This is a genomic window from Lacipirellula limnantheis, assembly GCF_007746075.1.
Classification (GTDB): Bacteria; Planctomycetota; Planctomycetia; order Pirellulales; family Lacipirellulaceae; genus Lacipirellula; species Lacipirellula limnantheis.
On sequence record NZ_CP036339.1, the window covers coordinates 1,981,829 to 2,000,761 of the forward strand.

At 61.7% G+C, this 18,933-nt stretch carries 12 protein-coding genes; 7 read left to right on the forward strand and 5 right to left on the reverse strand.

Annotated elements, in window-relative coordinates; translation table 11 throughout:
- The first annotated feature begins 142 nt into the window (after positions 1-142).
- From I41_RS07730 to I41_RS07745, 4 genes are all read left to right on the forward strand, one after another.
- Positions 143-1,159 (forward strand): AAA family ATPase, encoded by a 1,017-nt coding sequence (locus tag I41_RS07730; RefSeq protein WP_145432001.1) that lies wholly within the window; start codon positions 143-145, stop codon positions 1,157-1,159.
- A gap of 197 nt (positions 1,160-1,356) precedes the next feature.
- Positions 1,357-2,268, forward strand: a complete 912-nt coding sequence (locus tag I41_RS07735) for a DUF58 domain-containing protein (RefSeq protein WP_145432002.1) — start codon at positions 1,357-1,359, stop codon at positions 2,266-2,268.
- Between the two features lie 293 nt (positions 2,269-2,561).
- Positions 2,562-4,610, forward strand: coding sequence for a vWA domain-containing protein (locus I41_RS07740; RefSeq protein WP_145432003.1), 2,049 nt, complete (start codon positions 2,562-2,564; stop codon positions 4,608-4,610).
- Between the two features lie 128 nt (positions 4,611-4,738).
- The gene (locus tag I41_RS07745; protein ID WP_145432004.1) at positions 4,739-5,467 is read left to right on the forward strand and encodes a class I SAM-dependent methyltransferase; all 729 of its coding nucleotides are present in this window, start codon (positions 4,739-4,741) and stop codon (positions 5,465-5,467) included.
- Positions 5,468-5,558: 91 nt separating this feature from the next.
- Here I41_RS07745 and I41_RS07750 read toward each other — a convergent pair whose 3' ends face one another.
- From I41_RS07750 to I41_RS07770, 5 genes are all read right to left on the reverse strand, one after another.
- Entirely contained in the window at positions 5,559-6,764 is a 1,206-nt protein-coding gene (locus tag I41_RS07750) for an acyltransferase family protein (RefSeq protein WP_145432005.1), read from the reverse strand.
- An 82-nt stretch (positions 6,765-6,846) separates the two neighbouring features.
- Positions 6,847-8,784: a glucosamine-6-phosphate deaminase gene (gene nagB, locus I41_RS07755; RefSeq protein ID WP_145436278.1), complete on the reverse strand. Its 1,938-nt coding sequence runs from the start codon at positions 8,782-8,784 to the stop codon at positions 6,847-6,849.
- A gap of 174 nt (positions 8,785-8,958) precedes the next feature.
- Positions 8,959-9,999 (reverse strand): Gfo/Idh/MocA family protein, encoded by a 1,041-nt coding sequence (locus I41_RS07760; protein WP_145432006.1) that lies wholly within the window; start codon positions 9,997-9,999, stop codon positions 8,959-8,961.
- A gap of 86 nt (positions 10,000-10,085) precedes the next feature.
- Positions 10,086-10,928 (reverse strand): sugar phosphate isomerase/epimerase family protein, encoded by an 843-nt coding sequence (locus I41_RS07765; RefSeq protein WP_145432007.1) that lies wholly within the window; start codon positions 10,926-10,928, stop codon positions 10,086-10,088.
- A gap of 153 nt (positions 10,929-11,081) precedes the next feature.
- Positions 11,082-12,023 carry a sugar phosphate isomerase/epimerase family protein gene (locus I41_RS07770; protein WP_145432008.1) on the reverse strand — a complete coding sequence of 314 codons (942 nt, stop codon included), beginning with the start codon at positions 12,021-12,023 and terminating at the stop codon, positions 11,082-11,084.
- 198 nt (positions 12,024-12,221) lie between these two features.
- Here I41_RS07770 and I41_RS07775 point away from each other — a divergent pair, with 198 nt between their 5' ends.
- The 3 genes from I41_RS07775 to I41_RS07785 all read left to right on the forward strand — a co-directional run bounded on the left by I41_RS07775 (position 12,222) and on the right by I41_RS07785 (position 18,656).
- On the forward strand, positions 12,222-13,142 hold the full coding sequence (locus tag I41_RS07775) for an AraC family transcriptional regulator (RefSeq protein WP_145432009.1): 921 nt from the start codon (positions 12,222-12,224) through the stop codon (positions 13,140-13,142).
- Between the two features lie 36 nt (positions 13,143-13,178).
- Positions 13,179-15,938, forward strand: a complete 2,760-nt coding sequence (gene ppc, locus I41_RS07780; RefSeq protein WP_145432010.1) for a phosphoenolpyruvate carboxylase — start codon at positions 13,179-13,181, stop codon at positions 15,936-15,938.
- A 147-nt stretch (positions 15,939-16,085) separates the two neighbouring features.
- Positions 16,086-18,656 carry a glycosyl hydrolase family 18 protein gene (locus I41_RS07785; RefSeq protein ID WP_145432011.1) on the forward strand — a complete coding sequence of 857 codons (2,571 nt, stop codon included), beginning with the start codon at positions 16,086-16,088 and terminating at the stop codon, positions 18,654-18,656.
- Positions 18,657-18,933 lie beyond the last annotated feature (277 nt).

Consider the following 18,933-nt stretch of genomic DNA (forward strand, 5'->3'; position numbering starts at 1 on the left):
CATCGGCGGTTTCCTATCCTTTCCTTTTTCGTCCCTTTCGTCTTTTTCGTGGTTAAATCCTCCTAGCATTATTTCGTGCTTTTCTCCGTGCCTTAGTGCCTTGGTGGTTACGCATTAACTAGAACAGAGAAAGACCAACCCAATGTCCGACGGTCCCTCCATCGAAAAGCAAGCCGCCGAGTTCGCCGCCCGTTACAAAGCCGTTCGCGACCAAATCGGCCGCGTCATCGTCGGCCACGACGACATCGTCCACGGCGTGCTCACCTGCCTCTTCGTCGGCGGTCACTGCCTACTCGAAGGGGTCCCCGGCCTCGGCAAAACGCTCCTCGTCCGCACGCTGGCCGAAACGCTCAACCTGCAGTTCTCGCGCATCCAGTTCACCCCCGACCTGATGCCGGCCGACATCCTTGGCACGAACATGGTCGTCGAGAATCCCGACGGCCGCCGCTCGTTCGAATTCCAGAAGGGCCCGATCTTCACCCAGATCTGCCTCGCCGACGAAATCAACCGTGCCACGCCGAAAACCCAGTCGGCCATGCTCGAAACGATGCAGGAGAAGAAGGTCAGCATCGCCGGCAAAGTCTTCCCGATGGAGCCGCCGTTCTTCGTGATGGCCACGCAGAACCCGCTCGAGCAGGAAGGCACCTACCCGCTGCCGGAAGCCCAGCTCGATCGCTTCTTCTTCAAACTAATCGTCGGCTACTCCAGCCGCGAAGAGCTCTCGACGATCATCGACCGCACCACCCGCGGCGTCGACGTGAAGCCCGAGCGGGTGATGGACGGCCGCGAAATCGTGAAGTGGCAGCAGCTCGTCCGCGAGGTGATCATCGCCCCGCACGTGCAGGACTATATCGTCCGCCTCACGCTCGCCACCCACCCCGGCGGCAAGCTCGCCCAACCGATTACCGACCAGTACCTTCGCTGGGGCGCCAGCCCCCGCGGCGCTCAAACGGTCGCGCTCGCCTCAAAGGTCCGCGCCCTCCTCGGCGGCCGCTACAACGTCAGCTTCGAGGACGTGAGACGCGTCTACCTCCCCGCGATGCGCCACCGCGTGATCCTCAACTTCGAAGCTCAAGCCGAGGGCGTCGACACCGACCACGTCCTCGCCGAGATCCTGAAGAAGGTCAGCGAAAAGGGCGAAGACGCGAAGGTGGCGTAGCTCAACGGGGTCGGGAGCCTTTTGCCACTGGGGCCGTTCGATTGAAGGCAAACTCGCCAGTGGCAAAAGGTTCCAGACCCCTTACCTCGCTCAATTCCGGAAACGAACGCCGCATAATAGAACCATGCACACGCATTGCGAAACACTGAATTTCTTCACCTGAACCCTGAACCCCGACCGCTGAACCCTTCAGGCCTATGTCAACCGTCGCCGCACCATCGCCGAAGGCCAAGGCCGAAATCCTCACCCCCGAGCTCCTCGCGCAACTCGAGCGGCTGGAGCTCGTCACCCGCAAAATCTTCCGCGGCCGGATGAAGGGCGAACGCCGCAGCAAGCGCAAGGGCCAAAGCGTCGAGTTCGCCGACTTCCGCAACTACGTCGCCGGCGACGACCTCCGGCTCCTCGACTGGAACCTCTACGCCCGCCTCGACAAGCTGATCATCAAGCTCTTCATGGAAGAAGAGGATCTCCACTTCTACACGCTGATCGACGCCAGCATGTCGATGGATTTCGGCACGCCGACCAAGCTCGAATATGCCAAGCAACTTGCCGCCGCCCTCGGCTTCATCGGCCTCGTCCGCGGCGACCGCGTCCGCATCGAAAGCATTGGCCAGCCCGCCAGCTACCGCGGCCCCGTCCTGCGCGGCCGGTCGAATGTTTGGCGAATGATCAAGCAGCTCGACGAAATGGCCCCCGGCGAGAACATGCCGCTGACCACCGGCGTGAAGAACTTCTGCATCCGCAACCCCGGCAAGGGGATCGTGCTGCTCATCAGCGACCTGATGGACAAGCAAGGTTATGAAGCGGCCCTCCGCTATTTCGTTTCCAACGAAATGGACTGCTACGTCATCCACCTGCTGTCGCAAGAAGAACTACAACCCGACGTGAAGGGCGATTTGAAACTCGTCGACTGCGAAGACGCCGACGAAGCCGAGGTAACGATCAGCGCCCCGCTCCTGGCCCGTTACCAACAAACCCTCGCCGCCTTCACCCGCGGCGCCCAAGAGTTCTGCACCCGCCGCGGCATCCACTACATGCTCGCGAACAACCAATTGCCGGTGGCCGACTTGGTTGGGCAACACTTACGCCGCCGCGGCTTGGTCCGGTAACGATTCACAAACAAGAATTGAACCGCCAAGGACGCCAAGGACGCCAAGGTAAAACAGTAATGATTTCATCACGACGATACAAAGAGTACGACGAAGGCAGTTGCGAGTTGGAACCGCCGATGGCCGCCGATAAACGCCAGCTAAAAACCATCTGCGCTCATTCGCGTTTATCGGCGGTTCCAAGATTCCTATCCGTATTTCGTGGTGCTCGTCGTGCCGTCGTGGCTGGTTCTTCCCCGTAATCCTTGGCGTCCCTTGGCGTCCTTGGCGGTTAAAAGCATTTAGCAGTTCCTATGGGCGAACTCTTCCGCAACACGATCGGCCCCGCCGGCTGGCTCGCCATCGGGCTCGTCCCGCCGGCGATCTTTGCGCTCTACTTTCTGAAGCTCAAACGCCAGCCGTTGGAAGTCCCGAGCACCTATCTCTGGACGAAGGTGATCGAAGACCTCCACGTCAACAGCATCTGGCAACGGCTCCGCCAGAACCTGCTCCTCTTCCTGCAATTGCTGCTGGTGGCCCTGGCGATTCTCGCCCTCCTGCGACCAGGGTGGCAAGGCGAGTCGCTCAGCGGCCGCAAGTTTATCTTCCTGGTCGATCGCTCCGCCAGCATGTCTTCGACTGATGGCGACGGCGACGCGACGCGCCTCGATACGGCCAAGAAACGCATCGCGACCCTCATCGACCAGATGGATTCCGACATGTCGGCGATGATCGTCGCCTACGACGACGAGCCCGACGTGGTCCAGGAGTTCACCGATAATCGTCGCCTGCTGCGCGAAGCCCTCGATCGGATCGAGCCGACGGCCAAGCCGACGAACATTCGCGGGGCGTTGGAACTGGCTAGCGGCTTTGCCAACCCCGAGCGCGTCTCGATCGAAGAGGGGGGCGCCGAGTTCGACGCCACGGTGCAGGAGCCGGTCGAGCTCTATGTGTTCAGCGACGGCCGATTTGGCCCCGTCGAGGGGTTCTCGCTCGGCAATCTCAACGCCAAATATTTGCCACTTGGATCATTAGAAGCCAACAACCTTGCGATCACGGCGTTCAACACGCGCCGTAACGACAGTCGTCCCGAAGACCGTCAGGCGTTCGTCCAGGTCGCGAACTTCAGCGACAAACCCCAGACCGGCACGGTGCAGCTATTTCTCGACGGCCAGTTGCGCGACGCAGCCGAACTGACGATTCCTGACGGCGACGTCGTCGGCACGACGTTCAACCTCGGAGACGCTCCCACCGGTAAGCTCGAGGCTCGCCTCGATCCGCCTGCGGAGTTGAAAGACCGGTTGAATCTCGACAACCGCGGCTTCGCCGTCCTCGACCGGCAAAAGCAATCGAGGATCTTGCTCGTCACCCCCGGCAACAATGCCTTGGAACTCGCCCTCACCACCGGCCGCGCGAAGCGACTTGGCAAGGTCGACAAAATCGCGCCCGACGCCATTGGCACGCCCGACTTCAAGCAGCGGATGGAGTCGGAAACGTACGACCTGGTCATTTTCGACCAGTGCGCGCCCGCGAAGCCCGAAGAGATGCCGCTGGCCAACACATTGTTCATCGGCCGCGTGCCGCCGCTGCCGGGGTGGACCGAGAAGTCCTCGCAAGAGAAGGTGGGCGCGCCGCAGATCATCGACTGGCAGCGCAGTCACCCGCTGCTCAACTTAGTCGAACTCGGCAACGTCGGCGTCGTCGACAGCTTGATCGTACGGCCGCCTTCCGGCGGCAAGGTGCTGGTTGATTCCACGAAGGGTCCGATCATGGCCATCGCCCCTCGTGACGGTTATGAGGACGCGGTCTTAGGCTTCGAAATTGTCGGCCAGAACGCCGATGGGGAGCGCACCGCGAACACCAACTGGCCTCGTTACTTCAGCTTTCCCAACTTCTGCTTGAACGTTTTTCAATACCTCGGCGGCGCCTCGGCCGATGGCCAGAATGAGGTGATCCGTCCCGGCGAGCCCGCCGAGATCGACCTCCTCGAGACCAAGGATGCCCTCACGGTGATGCTGCCCGATGGCTCGAAGCGAGCGATCGACTCCCCCGAAGCAGGAGAATTGGTGTTTCACGAGACAGATCAGCCCGGCTCGTACGAAGTCCAAGCAGGGGGGAACGTCTTGGCTCGATTTTCGGTGAACCTCTTCGACCGCGAAGAGAGCGACGTCCGGCTCCGCGCCCGTCAGGATGGCGAGAAGGGGCTCCAGGAGGTGGAATCGCTTTCGATCGGTTACGTTGACGTTGCGGCCGAAAGCCCGTCGTCGCCGGTGCGGAAAGAGCTTTGGACGGCGCTTCTCCTGGCGGCCCTGGCCGTGCTGGTTTTCGAGTGGTATATCTATAACCGGCGAGTGTACATCTGATGGCCGAGAACTCGATCAAGGCGCGCTGCCAGGCGATGGCACGACGTTTGCCGTTCTGAGCTATCGCCAAGCGGGCTTCCTGACGGGGCCCGAGTTTACTCGCCACCATCTGCTGAGGACGCGGCGGCATGCCCAAGACCATCAAGCCACCGAAGGCTCGCAAGCCCAAGGGCGAACGCAAAGCCCTTCACCGGCTCATCGAGAACGATCTCATCCGCCGCGTCAGCTACCACGAGTACCGCGACAAGGTGCAACGGGTGTACGGCGGGCCCAAGGGCGCGCTGCTTACCGTGGCGAGCATGGTCTCGCTCCACATCCCGCTCGGCGAGCGGGTCTTCCGATCCCGTAAGTTCGACCTCCGCGGCGCCAAGTCTTTTCTCGACGTCGGCAGCGGCGCCGGGCAGCTCGCCGGGCACTTGCTCAAGTACGGCGACCCCGACGCTTCGGTGACCTGCACCGACCTGTCGCGCCAGATGTTGCGGCGGGCTCGCAATCGCCTGAAGAGCGATCGTCCGCGGTTCGTCGCCTGCGACCTGTCGCAACTCCCGTTCGAAGACAACTCGTTCGACTGCATCACCTGCGGCTACGTCCTGGAGCATCTCCCCAATGCCGAGCCGGGGCTCGCCGAGCTGTCGCGCGTGCTGCAACGCGGGGGCCGGATGTTCCTGCTGACGACCGAGGACAGCTTCTCCGGCGCCTGGACGAGCCGGCTCTGGTACTGCCGCACTTACAACCGCAACGAGCTGATGCGGCTGTGCGAACGGCTGGGACTCCACTGGAAGCAAGAGATCTGGTTCACGCGGATGCACAAAGCCTTCCGCGCCGGCGGCATCTGCGTCGAGATTGAAAAGCGCTGAGTTTGACGGGGTCGGGGACCTTTTGCCACTGGAGGGTTTACTTTGTACTGAGCGCCTCAAGTGGCAAAAGGTCCCCGACCCCTTCGCTGTTCTACAACCGCAGAAACACCTGCCGCCGATACATCCAAAAGCAGATCAGCCAGATAAACGCCCCCACCGCCAAGTTTTGCAGCAACGGCTCCCACGCCGGCCCGAACACGGTAAACATCCCCGGCCCGAAGTGCCGCAGATAGTTCTCCAGCGTCCAGTGCGCGATCAAATGGATCAGCGCATAAGCCGCGATCGAGTTCATCCCCACGACCACGGCCGGAAACGCCCACCGCCGCCAGCCGCCAAGGTCAACGATCGCGTACAGCAGCCCCAGCGTGAGCAGCGACAGTCCTCCCGCGACGAGGGCAAAGCTCGGCGTCCAGATTTTCTTAACGACTGGGCAAACGCCCACGGCGTGACATGCCAAGCCGAACAGCAGCGCGGCCATTCCGGTCACGAGCAGGATCGCGAGCTTGCGTTGCCCCGGCCGTTCGCTGCGGAGCAATTCCCCGGCGAGCAGCCCAAAGATCATCGTTGCCAGCGACGGAATGAAGTTCAGCGTGTTGTAGCCGCCCCCGTTCGCCACCCACGGTTCCGGCCGTGGGAAGAGGTTCAAGAACCAAGTATCAAAATAATGCGCCGGGTGGGCGTTTTTGTTCCAGTGGGCCCAGAAGCCGTCGTAATACGCGTGTCCGCTCACCGCGGCGAGATTAAAGTCCGCCGCCGGCAGCGGCCAGAGCGCGAACAGGAGCCAATACCCCACAAGAATGCCGAGCGCGACTCCCAACTGCACCTTCCACCCGCGGTTCCAGAGCAGGAACAAGAAAACGTAGCCGAGACCGATTTGCGTGACGACGTCCTCCAGCGTCCAATCAGTCGCGTCGTCCCCTTCCGATCGGAGGAATACGCCAATCAGAATCAGGAGCAGCGATCGGTAAATCGCGTGCCCTAGCATGCGCCGGAAGCTGTGTCCCCGCCGTTGCCGCGAGGCGTAGGAGTAGGCCGCCGAAGCGCCGACGACGAACATGAATGACGGTTGGATCATGTCCCAGAGGACAAGGCCCGCCCAATCGACGTGTTCGAACTGCCGGGCGAGCGCCTGGACCACCGGCGCATCGGGATAGCCTTCCTTCACGGCGCCGGTCCAACCATTCGGCGCATCGAGGAAGACGAGCAGCAGCATCACCAGGCCGCGATAGACGTCGATCGACGCCAATCGCTGGGAGGGCGCAATGTCTTTCGGCGTTGGGACCGCAGGCTGCTGCATCACCCCTTTCTAGCCCCTCTCACATCGGGAGGGGCACAGAGCTGCTCGTGTTCGCTGCCGCCAAACGACAGTTGTAGGGTCCCTAGAGGACCGCGTCGAGGTCGCCCTTCCAGCGGACGAACCCTTCGATCGCTTCGTACTCGGCGAGGCCGAGCTTATCGTACGTCTCCGCGGTCGTGCGGTTTCGCTGCTCGGCGCGTTGCCAGAACTCTCTGGGGTCGTTGCCCGGGAAGAGGGCGCGGTCTTTTTGCGACTCATGCTTGAAGATCGCGGCCCGTTTCCGCAGCAGCTCCTGCGGGCTGAGCGGCACCGCCATTTCGATTTGATGCGGCTCCCATTCCTGCCACGCCCCGCGATAGAGCCACACTTGGCACTGCTGATACCACTCGTCCCCATCGCGTTCAATCTGCTTGCATGCCTGCAGAATCGCGGTCAGGCACGTCCGGTGCGTGCCGTGCGGATCACTCAAATCGCCCGCCGCGTAGACTTGGTGGGGCTTCACCTTGCGCAGCAGTTCGACCGTGATGCGAATATCGTCGGCAGACAGCGGCTTCTTTCGGACGCGACCCGTTTCGTAAAACGGCATATCCATGAAGTGGAGTTGCGTCTCGGGGATGTTGCAGCAGCGCGTCGCGGCCCGCGCTTCGGCGCGCCGGATCGTTCCCTTAATGAACTGCACTTCGGGGCTGTCGACTTGGCCCTGTTGCTTATGTTTTACGAACTCGTCGATGTGCCGTTCGAACTCGGCCGTCCGCGCGGGATCGATGTTAAAGTGCCGATTGAATTCCGAGATGAAGTCCATGAACGTAATCGCGTCGTCATCGAACACCGCGATGTTGCCAGACGTCTGATAGGCGACGTGAACTTCATGGCCCTGATCGACCAGACGAATCAGGGTGCCGCCCATCGAGATCACGTCGTCGTCCGGATGGGGCGAGAAGATCAGCACCCGCTTCGGAAAGCAGCCTTCGCCGAACCGCAGCGAGTCGCCCGCGCGACGGGCGTGATCGGGCTTGCCGCCCGGCCAGCCGGTGATCGTCTGCTGCAAGTCGCGAAAAACCTCGATGTTGATGTTGTACGCGCGTCCCTGACTCGCGAGCAGGTCTTGCAGGCCCTCCTCGTTGTAGTCCTCCTCGGTCAGCTTGAGGATCGGCTTTTTGACCTGCTGTGCGAGCCACATCACCGCCTTGCGGATCGTCGCTTGATCCCAGTTAACCGGTCCCACGAGCCACGGGCTGCGGCGGCGAGTCAGTGCGTCGGCCGCGGCGTCATCCAGGACGAACTGAGCGTTGGGGTGGGTCTGCAGGAAGCTCGCGGCGACGATGGCGGAGACTTCGCCTTCGACCGCTTTGGCCACTACCGACGACTTCCCTTCGCCGAAGGCCATTAGGATGACCTTCTTCGCTTCGAGAATCGTGCCGACGCCCATGGTGATCGCCCGGCGGGGAACGTTCTCCTCGGCGAAGAAGTCGCTCGCCGCATCGCGGCGGGTCATCTTGTCGAGCGTGATCATGCGCGTTCGGCTGTCGCGACCTGAACCGGGCTCGTTGAAGCCGATGTGCCCCGTGCGGCCGATGCCGAGGAGCTGGACGTCGATGCCGCCGGCGTCGACGATCATCGCTTCGTACCGGCGGCAATACTCTTCAACGTCGGCGTCCGCGAGCGTCCCATCGGGAATGTGGACGTTCTCTTCAAGGACGTCGACGTGATCGAATAGATTTTCGTGCATGAAGCGGACATAGCTTTGCAGCTCGTCGGGCTGCATCGGGAAGTATTCGTCCAGGTTGAACGTCACGACGTCGCGGAACGACAAGCCTTCTTCTTTATGCAGCCGCACGAGCTCGTTGTAGACGCCGACGGGGGTGCTGCCGGTGGCCAACCCCAGGATCGCTTTACGGCCTTGCGATTGTCGCTCGCGAATCAGCTCCGCAATTTCCGCGGCGACAGCTTTGCTCGCTTCGCCGGCATGGCGGTAAACTCGGCAGGGAATTTTCTCGGGGCAGGAACTGTGGTCGTGCATGGGAATATACGATGCTTCAGTGCGGTGAAGGTTGCCGGCGGCTGGCGTTTCGATCGTGCTCATGTGATTGAATTGAAAATAGCTCGAATCTGTAGGAAGTCTGATCTTCGAAGAGCGGCCCCAGATCGCTGAAACTTGCGCTTTCGAAAGTCAGAATCACTCATTCTAGCCGAGTTAGCTCGCGACGCGAGACGCGGCAATGCTGGCGGCTTCCATGTCGCAAATCTTCACGGCGTCCTCCGCCAAACGTCCATTGAGAATCTCGCTTTCCTGATTTTTGCGCACGCTTTCGATAACATTGCGCAGCTCAGCGGCGAAGGCGTCCATGGGATCGCCGCTGCCGAGCTCCACGCGTTCGGCGTTGCCATTCTCATCGAGGATTGTGGGCGGGCAGAGGTAGGCGCCCTGCCCATTCAGGACCGAGAACTCGAACAACAGCGTCGCTCGTTCGAGATGGATCTCGAAGCCGTGGTTGAAGGCCCGCCCTTGCTGGTCGGTCGTGCCGCTGGTGGCTTCGACGACGTAATCACTGTTGGGAAAGCTAAAGAAGCTATGCCAGAATTCCGGAAGACCGTCGCGCGTGCGGCCACGACTGACGACGCTACTGGGCATGCCAAACAGCAGCCGAATGAAGTGCGCGTCGTGCACATGGAGGTCGAACAGCGGGCCGCCAACTTGATCGGCCTTCCAATAGTTTGTGAGCCACGCGGGGTTCGAGATCACTCGACGAAACGCTCCGCCGCGGAGGGCGCCGTAGCGGCCGCTCGTCGCGGCTTCGTAGGCCCAGGCGTATTCAGGGAAGAACGGCAGCACATGGCCAACGCAGAGCCGACGGTCGGCCGCCTTGGCCGCCGCCGACATTCGCTGACATTCGGCGAGGGAGAGCGACATCGGTTTCTCGCAGAAGACATGCTTGCCGGCGGCCAAAGCCTTGAGCGTCGCCTGGGCGTGCAGGGCAGGGGGGAGCGTCACGTCGACCACGTCGAGTTTCGTGGACGCGAGCATCTCGTCGAGACTCGTGAACGTCGCGACGCCGCTGAGATCCATCTGCTCGCCGGCAGGTCCAAAATTGCCTTTGATGTCCGTCCAGTCCCCCGTCAGCCTCTTCTCGTTCGTTTCGCAAATCGCGGCGACGCGAACGCCGGGGATTTTTTGATAACTGAGGTAATGGATCATCCCCATGAACCCCAGGCCGACGATGCCGACTTCGATCATCTTCTTACTTCCTATTTGGGATAGAACCACCACGGCTCGACGAGCTCGACAGAAAGCGTCAAGCAGCGACTGCCATTGAACCGCCGCTAAGCCAACTCGCGCTTCAGCGATTGAAGCGTTTCGATCGCCGCGGCGATTTCGGCCTTCTGACGCACGGGTTCCTGCGGGATTTCACGTTCGATCGTCAGCGGTCCTGTGTAGCCGATTTCGTTCAGCGTGCGTAGGTAGGCGGCGAAATTGACGTCGCCCTGGCCGAGCGCTACCTCGGCGCCCCAGGTCTTGCCAGGTTGGTCCGACCAAGTCGCATCCTTGCAATGGATGCTGCGGACGTACTGGCCAAGCGTCTTGAGCGCCGGAATCGGTTCGCCGCAGCCGTACAGGATCATGTTGGCCGGATCGAAATTGATGAACAGGTTGTCGCGCTCAACGTCCTCCAAAAAGGCCAATAGCACGCCGGCGGGCTCTTGCCCCGTTTCGAGGTGAATGGCCTGGCCATTTTTCTTCACGTAGTCGCAAACATCGCGGGTAACGGCGAGGACGTCGCGGTACTCGCTGATCGAACGATCATGCGGCACGAACCCAATGTGGAGGCCGACCGTTTTCACGCCCATGAGGTTGGCGAAATCCGCAATTTCCTTGAGCTCCGCGGTACGCGCGGCACGCGTTGCCGCGGGGACCAAGCCGATCGTGCGTTCGACGGTCGGGATGTCGGCGTAGCTCTCGCCTTCGAACCCGGCAAAGACAACCGTTACCTGGATGCCTAACTTGTCGAGTCGCGCCAGGAACTCCTTGGCTCGTTCAGGAGTACGCGATTCGGGGTGCGGCGTATGGAGGTGCACTGTGGGCACGCCCAGTTCGTGCGCGACGTCGGGATTCACGCCCAGCCCCGCGTCGATGCTAACGAAGACGCCAATCGGCCACTTGCTCATATCTGTTTCCTTCGAAGGATCTGTTTTAGAACTTGCAGATGAACACGCGAGCTGACAGCGTTCAGCCAGACAGGCGAGTGCCTTCATCGCGTGAAGCTCAACAACGATCTGCGTTTTGTCGCGTTTATCTCCAATTCCCTGATTATTGTTCTGTTAGTCTTGCACCAGTAGAGTGCGGTCCATGCGTTGCGCGACGTCGGCGAGCCATTCGCGGTCGCCGCCTGCGACTTCGGCGGTGCACCAGCCAGAGAAGCCAATGTCGCGGAGGGCTTGCCGGACGGCGGGCCAATTGACGTCGCCTTCGCCGATCTTTGCGTCGAACCCATTAGCGACGCTCCAATCCTTGACGTCCAGCTTGACGATGCGCGGGCCGAGCGTGCGGATCCAGTTCTGGCTTGGCGAGAACTTCACGACGTTGCCAATGTCGAAGTAGGAGGCGACCCACGGGTTGGCGATCTCGTCGAGATAATCGCGCAGCTGTTCGGGAGTTTCGCAGAAGCCATTCCAGACGTTTTCGATCAGCACGCGGACGCCAAGTTTGCTGGCCAGCGGCAATACCTGTCGAATCCCCTCGATCGATCGCTGCCAGACGTGATCGTGCGTCTCGTCAGCGCCGCCGACGCGCCCCGGCACGAGCAGTACCGAGAAGCCGCCGAACGCGTGACAGTCGAGGATCGCCTGTCGCAAAATCGCGACGCCATGCTCACGGACTTTGGAGTCGGGGTCCGAAAGGCGCACATCCCAGTGCTTCATGTCCACCAGACCGTGAACCGGCATTCCTGTGGCGTCGCTTGCCTGGCGAACTTCCTGGGCAGAGAAATCGGCTGGGCTGATCAGCTCCATGCCGTCGTAGCCCAGGTCCTTGCAGATTTTGAAGTGATCGAGAACGGTGGGCGCGCCTTCGATCATCCCCCACTTTACGGCCTTATAGAGTTGAAGTTTCTCGCGCCGTAGCGTGTTCGCGGGTGTGACGGCGTCCGCCGAGATGGCCGTGCGGAGGTGCGTTGCTGTCCAACTTGCGCCGGCTATGACCGCCGTGTGACGCAGAAACTGGCGGCGGCTTGATGCAGGATCGAGCGTCGGGCTGTCGTTCATCGCAATTCTCCGTCGAGAAGGGGCCGAGCGCGTGACTCGCGAACCCACCATGATGGGGACTTTCGCGGCCGTTGTCTGCCCGGAGAATTGCAAATTGTTGTACAGGTTTTGCACTTTCCGGCGTTACAATCGGGCTAAATCAGTTATCTGCGGCCCAGTCCGCATTTCGCCCGCACGCTCTTTCTACATGCGACGCCGATGCAGCCTTCCTTCGAAAAACTGATTCCGCCGACTGGCAGCTCGATTCGCTGCTTCGACCGGAGCGTCATTGAACAGCCGGCGGGCTGGCATTATCACCCGGAAGTCGAAATCTGCTTTACCGAGAGCGGCTCCGGCACCCGGTTTGTCGGCGACCATATTGGCAATTACGGCGACGGCGATTTAGTGCTGCTGGGCGCGAACTTGCCTCACCACTGGGCGTCGGACGAATTTCGCGGCCAGAAGTACGACCGGCACCCAGCGGTGGTGGTGCAATTCGATCCGGTGCAGTTTGGGACGCCGTTTTTCGCGCTGCCGGAGTTGGCGGAGACAGTGGAGCTTCTGGAACGGGCCGGCCGCGGGCTGTATGTCACCGGTGCGACTAGCCGAGCAGCGGCCAGCGCGGTCCGGGGAATGCTCGAGCAGTCACCCGCAGCGAGGCTCCTTTCTCTGTTAAATATCCTTCAGCTTTTATCGCACTCGACGGAGCTCGTACCGCTGGCCAGCCCAGGGTTCGCGCCCACGTTTCGACCTCGATTGCAAAATCGTCTCAATCGCATTTGTAAACATATCCATGACCATCTCGCCGATCCGGGCCTGAATCAGGGAGATTTGGCAACATTAGCAGGTATGCACCCGTCGGCGTTCAGTCGCTTCTTTAAGAACGGCACGCAGCGGACGGTCACCGATTATGTCAACGAATTGCGCATTGGTCTGGCGTCGCGATTGTTGCTCGAGACCGAACTGAGCATCCTTGAGATATGTCTCCGCTCGGGGTATGAAAATGCGTCGAACTTCAATCGGCGATTCCGCGAGTACCGCCGGATGACGCCGCGAGAGTTCCGTGCCGCGCACCGGGCGCCTGGCGGCCCCCGCGAGCCAGTGCTCGCGGGCGACCCGTGTGCTGCGGCCACTGCTTGACGATCCCGCCTTTCCTCTCCCCCCCGTGAAGATGCCATGGCTGCCAACGGCGACTCCCATTCCGAACTGCGCCGCGAGATTGATGAGTTAGGACGTTTGTTCGGCGCGACGATCACGCGTTTCGCAGGCGACGAAGGCTTGGAACTCGTGGAACGGGTTCGCGGACTCGCCCGGCTCATGCGGGAGGGGAATGCCGAGGCGGGCCAGGCGTTGAGATCGCTGCTGGCACAGCTCGATGAAGCCCGACTGAAGGTCGTGGTGCGCAGCTTCAGTATCTTTCTTGAGCTGGCGAACCTTGCCGAAGATCGCCAGCGGATTCGCACGCTGCAGCAGCGCGAGGACGCATCGTACCCGGAGCCGCGCAAGGAATCGATTCGCGACGCGATCGCCGCATTTAAGAGCCGCGGCTTGACTGCATCGGAAGTGCAAACGCTGGTCAATCGGGTGGCGATCGAACTGGTGCTTACCGCTCACCCGACGGAAGCCAAGCGCCGTTCATTGCGACGCATTCTACGACGCATCCACCAAACGCTGGCCGAGCGCGACGTCCAGCAAGGACAACCGCGGCAGTTGGGGCGGATCAGCCGCCAGTTGCAAAGCGAGTTGGAGATGCTCTGGCAGACCGACTTCATTCGGCCGCGCAGACCGACGGTGCTCGACGAGGTGGCCCGCGGGCTCGCGTTTCTGCCGGTGCTGTGGGAAGAGGCCCCGGCGCTAATTGATGAACTTCGGCAGGCGCTGGCGGAGAACTATCCCAGTGTTCGCTTGCAGCACGATCCCCCCCTGATTCGCTACGGATCATGGATGGGGGGCGACCGCGACGGCAACCCGTTCGTGACGCCCGACATCACGCGCCAAACGCTCCAGCAGCTGCGCACGACCGCAATCGACCTGCATCTGGAAACCTGCGGTCGGCTATCGAAGTTTCTCAGCATCTCTGATCGCGAGACGCCGCCGCCGCCGGACCTGGTCGCCGCCATCGCCCGCGTCGGCGCCGCCTACCCAGCGCTGGCGGAAGAGCTCAAAGCCGAGAGACCGTTGGAGTCGTACCGGCAATGGTTGCACGCCATCGAGTGGCGTTTGCGACGGACCGCCGAAGTGTCGCTTTCGGCGGAGAGCACTGCTTCGCCGGCTGGCGCGTACGCCTCGGCAGAGGAATTATGGACAGACGTGAATGTGATCGCTGCCGCGCTGCAGGCGACTCGCAATGACAATACCGAAGTCGTTGAAGTCCAGCCGTGGCTCGATCAGATTCTACTTTTCGGCTTTCATACCGAGCGACTCGACGTCAGGCAGCATTCCGGCGTGTATCGCGCGGTGATCGATGAGCTCTGGCGGGAGATGGGCATCGTCGAGCCGGGAGCTGAACTTGATGAAGCGGAGCGCTGCGACCGCCTGCTACAGACGCTCGGCCAGCCAATTTCCGCGACGGCTCCCGGACGATCCCCCGCGGCCGCCGAGACGCTGGAGCTGTTCGCCCTGCTGCGCCGCGTTGCGCGCCGTTATGGCATGGGGGCCCTCGGAGGCCATGTCGTCAGCATGACGGAGCACCCCAGCGACCTTGTCACGGTGCTCTGGTTCTGGCGGGCGTCGGAGGCGGTCGATGGCGGCCATCGCGGCGACGCGCAGCTATTGCTGCCGATTGTCCCGCTCTTTGAAACGATCGGCGACCTCAGAGGCGCGGCGGCGACGTTCCGCGCGCTGCTGGAAAAGCCCGCCTACCGCGAACATTTGCGGGGTCTGAAGAACCAGCAGATGATCATGATCGGTTACTCCGACAGTACGAAAGACGGGGGCTATGTCGCGGCCCAATGGGCGCTATTCCAGGCGCAGATTGAGCTGCAACGGATCGCCGACGAGTTCGGCGTGACGGTCACCTTCTTTCATGGCCGCGGCGGCGCGCTGGGCCGCGGCGGCGGCCCAGCGGCGCGCAGCATCCTCTCACTGCCGACCGAAGCATTCTCGGGCTCGCTACGACTGACCGAACAAGGCGAAGTGCTGGCCGAACGCTACGACAACCCCTACATCGCCCACCGTCATTTGGAGCAAGTCGCCTGGTCGACCCTCACCGCCGCATCGCGCCGACCTCGGCAGACGCCAACGGAATGGCAGGATGCGATGGACCAGCTGGGCGCCGAATCGTTGGCGGCCTACCGCCGCTTCGTCGACCACCCGGCATTCGCGGAATACTACCGCGCTGCGACCCCGATCAACGCGATCGAGCGCCTGCCGATCGGCTCGCGTCCGTCGAAACGCAAAGCGGGCGGCCGCATCGAAGACCTACGCGCCATCCCCTGGGTCTTCTCCTGGACGCAGAATCGGTGCTTGATCCCCGCGTGGTTCGGCATCGGATCGGCGTGTGAGTCGCTTACGGCCGCCGATCCAAACACCGTCGCCGTCCTCGCGAACATGTATCGGAAGTGGTCATTTTTCACGGCGATGATCGACAATGCATCGCTGGCACTCGCCAAAGCGAACATGACCGTCTTCGAGCAGTACGCGCAGCTCGCCAACGGCATCGACGGCGCCGCGGAGTTGACGGCGACGATCATCGACGAGTATCAACGCTCTCGCCAGGCGATTCTGAACATCAGCGGAAGTCGCGAGCTCCTTGACGAAGTGCCGTGGCTGCAGCGCTCGATCAACATCCGGAATGGTTACGTCGACCCGCTCAACATGATCCAAATCGAACTTCTCCAGCGCTGCGCGCGGGCGCCGGAAATTCCCGCCGAGTTGGAACACGTCACGAATCTCACTGTCAAAGGTCTCTCGACCGGCATGCGTACCACGGGCTGATCGCCCGAGGAGTCCTCGCTTCGCAAAATGAAGCAACGCCTCCGCAAAATCGAGACAGTTTTGCCCCCGCCGATCTAGCGGTCGAAGCGGACTGTCAGGGTAAGATGGGAGTTGGAACAGACTCTCCACTCCCGGCCGAGGCCATTGATGCTAGGCGCCCGCACTCGCCCTGGTTCACTGCGCGCGACGACGCTCTGCGCAGTATTCGCTAATCTGATCCTCGCCTCGGCGGCGGCGGCGCAATCGAGCAGCGTCTCGGCATGGAGTGCCGCCGATTTCCGCATCTGGGGTTTCGTGCCCAACTGGGCGACGCAGAGTCAAATCAACGCCTTCGCCGGCAACGGCTCATACGACCACGTTTCCGACGTGCTCTATTTTGGCGGCGTGCAACCGAGGGCCGATGGATCGTTGTACTACGCCTCGAACGCGACGGGCCACCTGAACGCGCTGAAGAGCGCGGCGGTCACGCGCGGCTTCGCGCTTCATTCAAGCATGTTCACCGTCAACGGCGGCACGGTCGACGACGTCTGGAACTCGATCGTCTCGAATCCTGGTATACGCGCCACGTTCGTGAATAACGTCAAGAACTTTCTCGTCGCCAACAACATGAAGGGCTACAACCTCGACTGGGAGCGGCCCGAAACCGACGCCGAGTGGTCAAACTACACCCAACTCGCCAAGGACCTCCGTGCCGTCCTCCACCCGCTCGGCATCGAGGTCTCGGTCGACGACTATGGATACGCCGACGCCGACTGGGACGACACTGCGGTCTTCGATGCGGGGGCGGCGTATGACCAGTTGTTCATCATGGGATACCACTACGGCGCGTCATCCAACGCGACGTTCGCCAACACCAAACTCGCGCTGACCGGCCAGGGGGCCGCCAAGGCCTTCAAGAACGAACAACTCGTCCTCGGCATCGGCACGTGGGGCGCCAACGGCCCCGCGACGGTGAGCCTCGAAGCAATCGCCGCCGCCAGTCCCAACTTGCCATACGACGCCCTCACGTTCACCGGCACCGTCAATGACATCAGCGGCGTCTCGCAAACCGGGACCTGGACTATTGAGAGCCGCAAACAGGTTCGCGAGAAGGTCCAACTCGCCCTCGATCGGAACATGCCGGGGATCATGTCTTGGACGCTCCACTACGATGCGAAGAATAAGCTGAGCCTCCATCGCGTCGCGCAGCACTATGCGATGTTCAAACGCCAGGCTCCCGACCTTAACCTCGACGGCAAGGTCAACGCCGCGGACGCCAATGCCCTGGCGAACAGCATGGGAACCGTGGTCGGCGCGACAGGGACAGGGACGGCTGCCCAGTTCGAGGCGTTTTACATGGGCGGTAACTGGGAGCGAGGCGACCGCGACGGCAATGGGTTCGTCAATCAGGCCGACGCCAATTGGCTCGCCAACCGCTACAACGCACTGGGCGTTGCGTTGCCCGATCGTTTGGCGTATTCCGGGACGTTCGAAAAGTTTGACGGGTCCGTCGGGTTGACCGGCCGCTGGGCCGCAGGGCGATCTCGCTCAGGGCTGGAGGAAACGGGCAACTTCACCCAACATAAACCGACCAGCTTATTCTTCGCCGGATCGGGCGCGGGGGCATCGAAATATCGCGATACGAGCGTGACGATTCGAAATCAGAATGCGGCCGAAGCACTCAGTTCCCTCAACACGGCGCCGCGGACGATGCACGTCACACTAGCACAACCGATCGACTTGGCGGCCGAGCAAGATACCTATATCACATTTCTCGTGCGCCAGAACACGGCGGAACTGTCGCCTGCCCAAATCAACTCGGCCAATCGGACCTTGTCGCTGGAGTTGCTTAACGCCAGCGGCGTCAGCCAGTACGACTTCTCCTTCCACGGCCAACAAACCGACTTCAGCATTCGCAGCCAAGCCGATATGGCAGGCGAAGACGCACAATCCGACGGGTTTGCTCCGGACGCTACCTATCTGTTCGTCGGTAAAATCTCGGGCAACGGCGCCGGCGCCAATACTCTGCACGCATCGCTCTTCGCTGACGGAGCGGCCGTCGGCAACTTCACGGACCCGCTGTATCCGTGGATGATCACCGCGCAGGGGGGCGCGGATTTCAATCCGCTGATCACGGACCTTCAATTGAAGAGCCTTTTCGAAGGGAGTTTTACCGTCGGCAATCTCTGGATTGGGCAGGAGAACAGCTTCTTTAGCGCGCCGCTGGCCGGCGACTTCAATGCCGATGGCGTCGTTGACGTCGATGACTTAAGCCGCTGGCAGGCAGGTGTCGGCGCCGTTGGCAGCGTCACGCATTGGCAAGGCGACGCCAACGGCGATCAAGTCGTCGACGGCATCGACCTGCTCATCTGGCAACGCCGCCTGGGCATGGTCGCCACCACGACCGCCGCTTCCGCGTTACCTGAACCGTCCGCACTGGCCCTGGCCACGATCTCGCTCGTCATCGTCGCCGCTCGGAGCCGGTCGAACAGAGGTAGAAAAGAAGAAGTAGCCGAGGCGGGAGCCGAACAACCGCCCGAATCCCCGAAAAAAGTGGGGTCGGCGCGACGTGGCGGCGCAAAATGCGGCGCAGTGGCGAAGACAAGCCTCAGTCCCCCGACCGCAAGTGAGCTTCTGCAGTTAATGGCGGGTTGGCACCAGCTTCCGCAGTCGACTCAAGGAATGATCCACGAAGCAATACGGGGAATTACTGGCGGGTTCGGTTCATCGGTGCGATGAGCGGGTCTGCGGGCCACCTGACTGGAGAGGCAGGCGTCTGTGAGACAGAGGACGGCTTGCGGAGCGAGAAGGACGTGGCGCGTTAGATGAGTTTATGCCGCGGCTTGACTGCGTAGAGGCACGTTCCCTGTTGGCCCGATCGGCACGTTTTCGCCTGTGTTCAGGCCAGGGATTTTTCACGCAAGTGAAAGACACTCCTGACAGCTCAACGCTGCCAGATTCGTTGGCTGACAACTCGGGCCGCGCCAGTCTTGCATCAACAACCCAGGCAGAATGT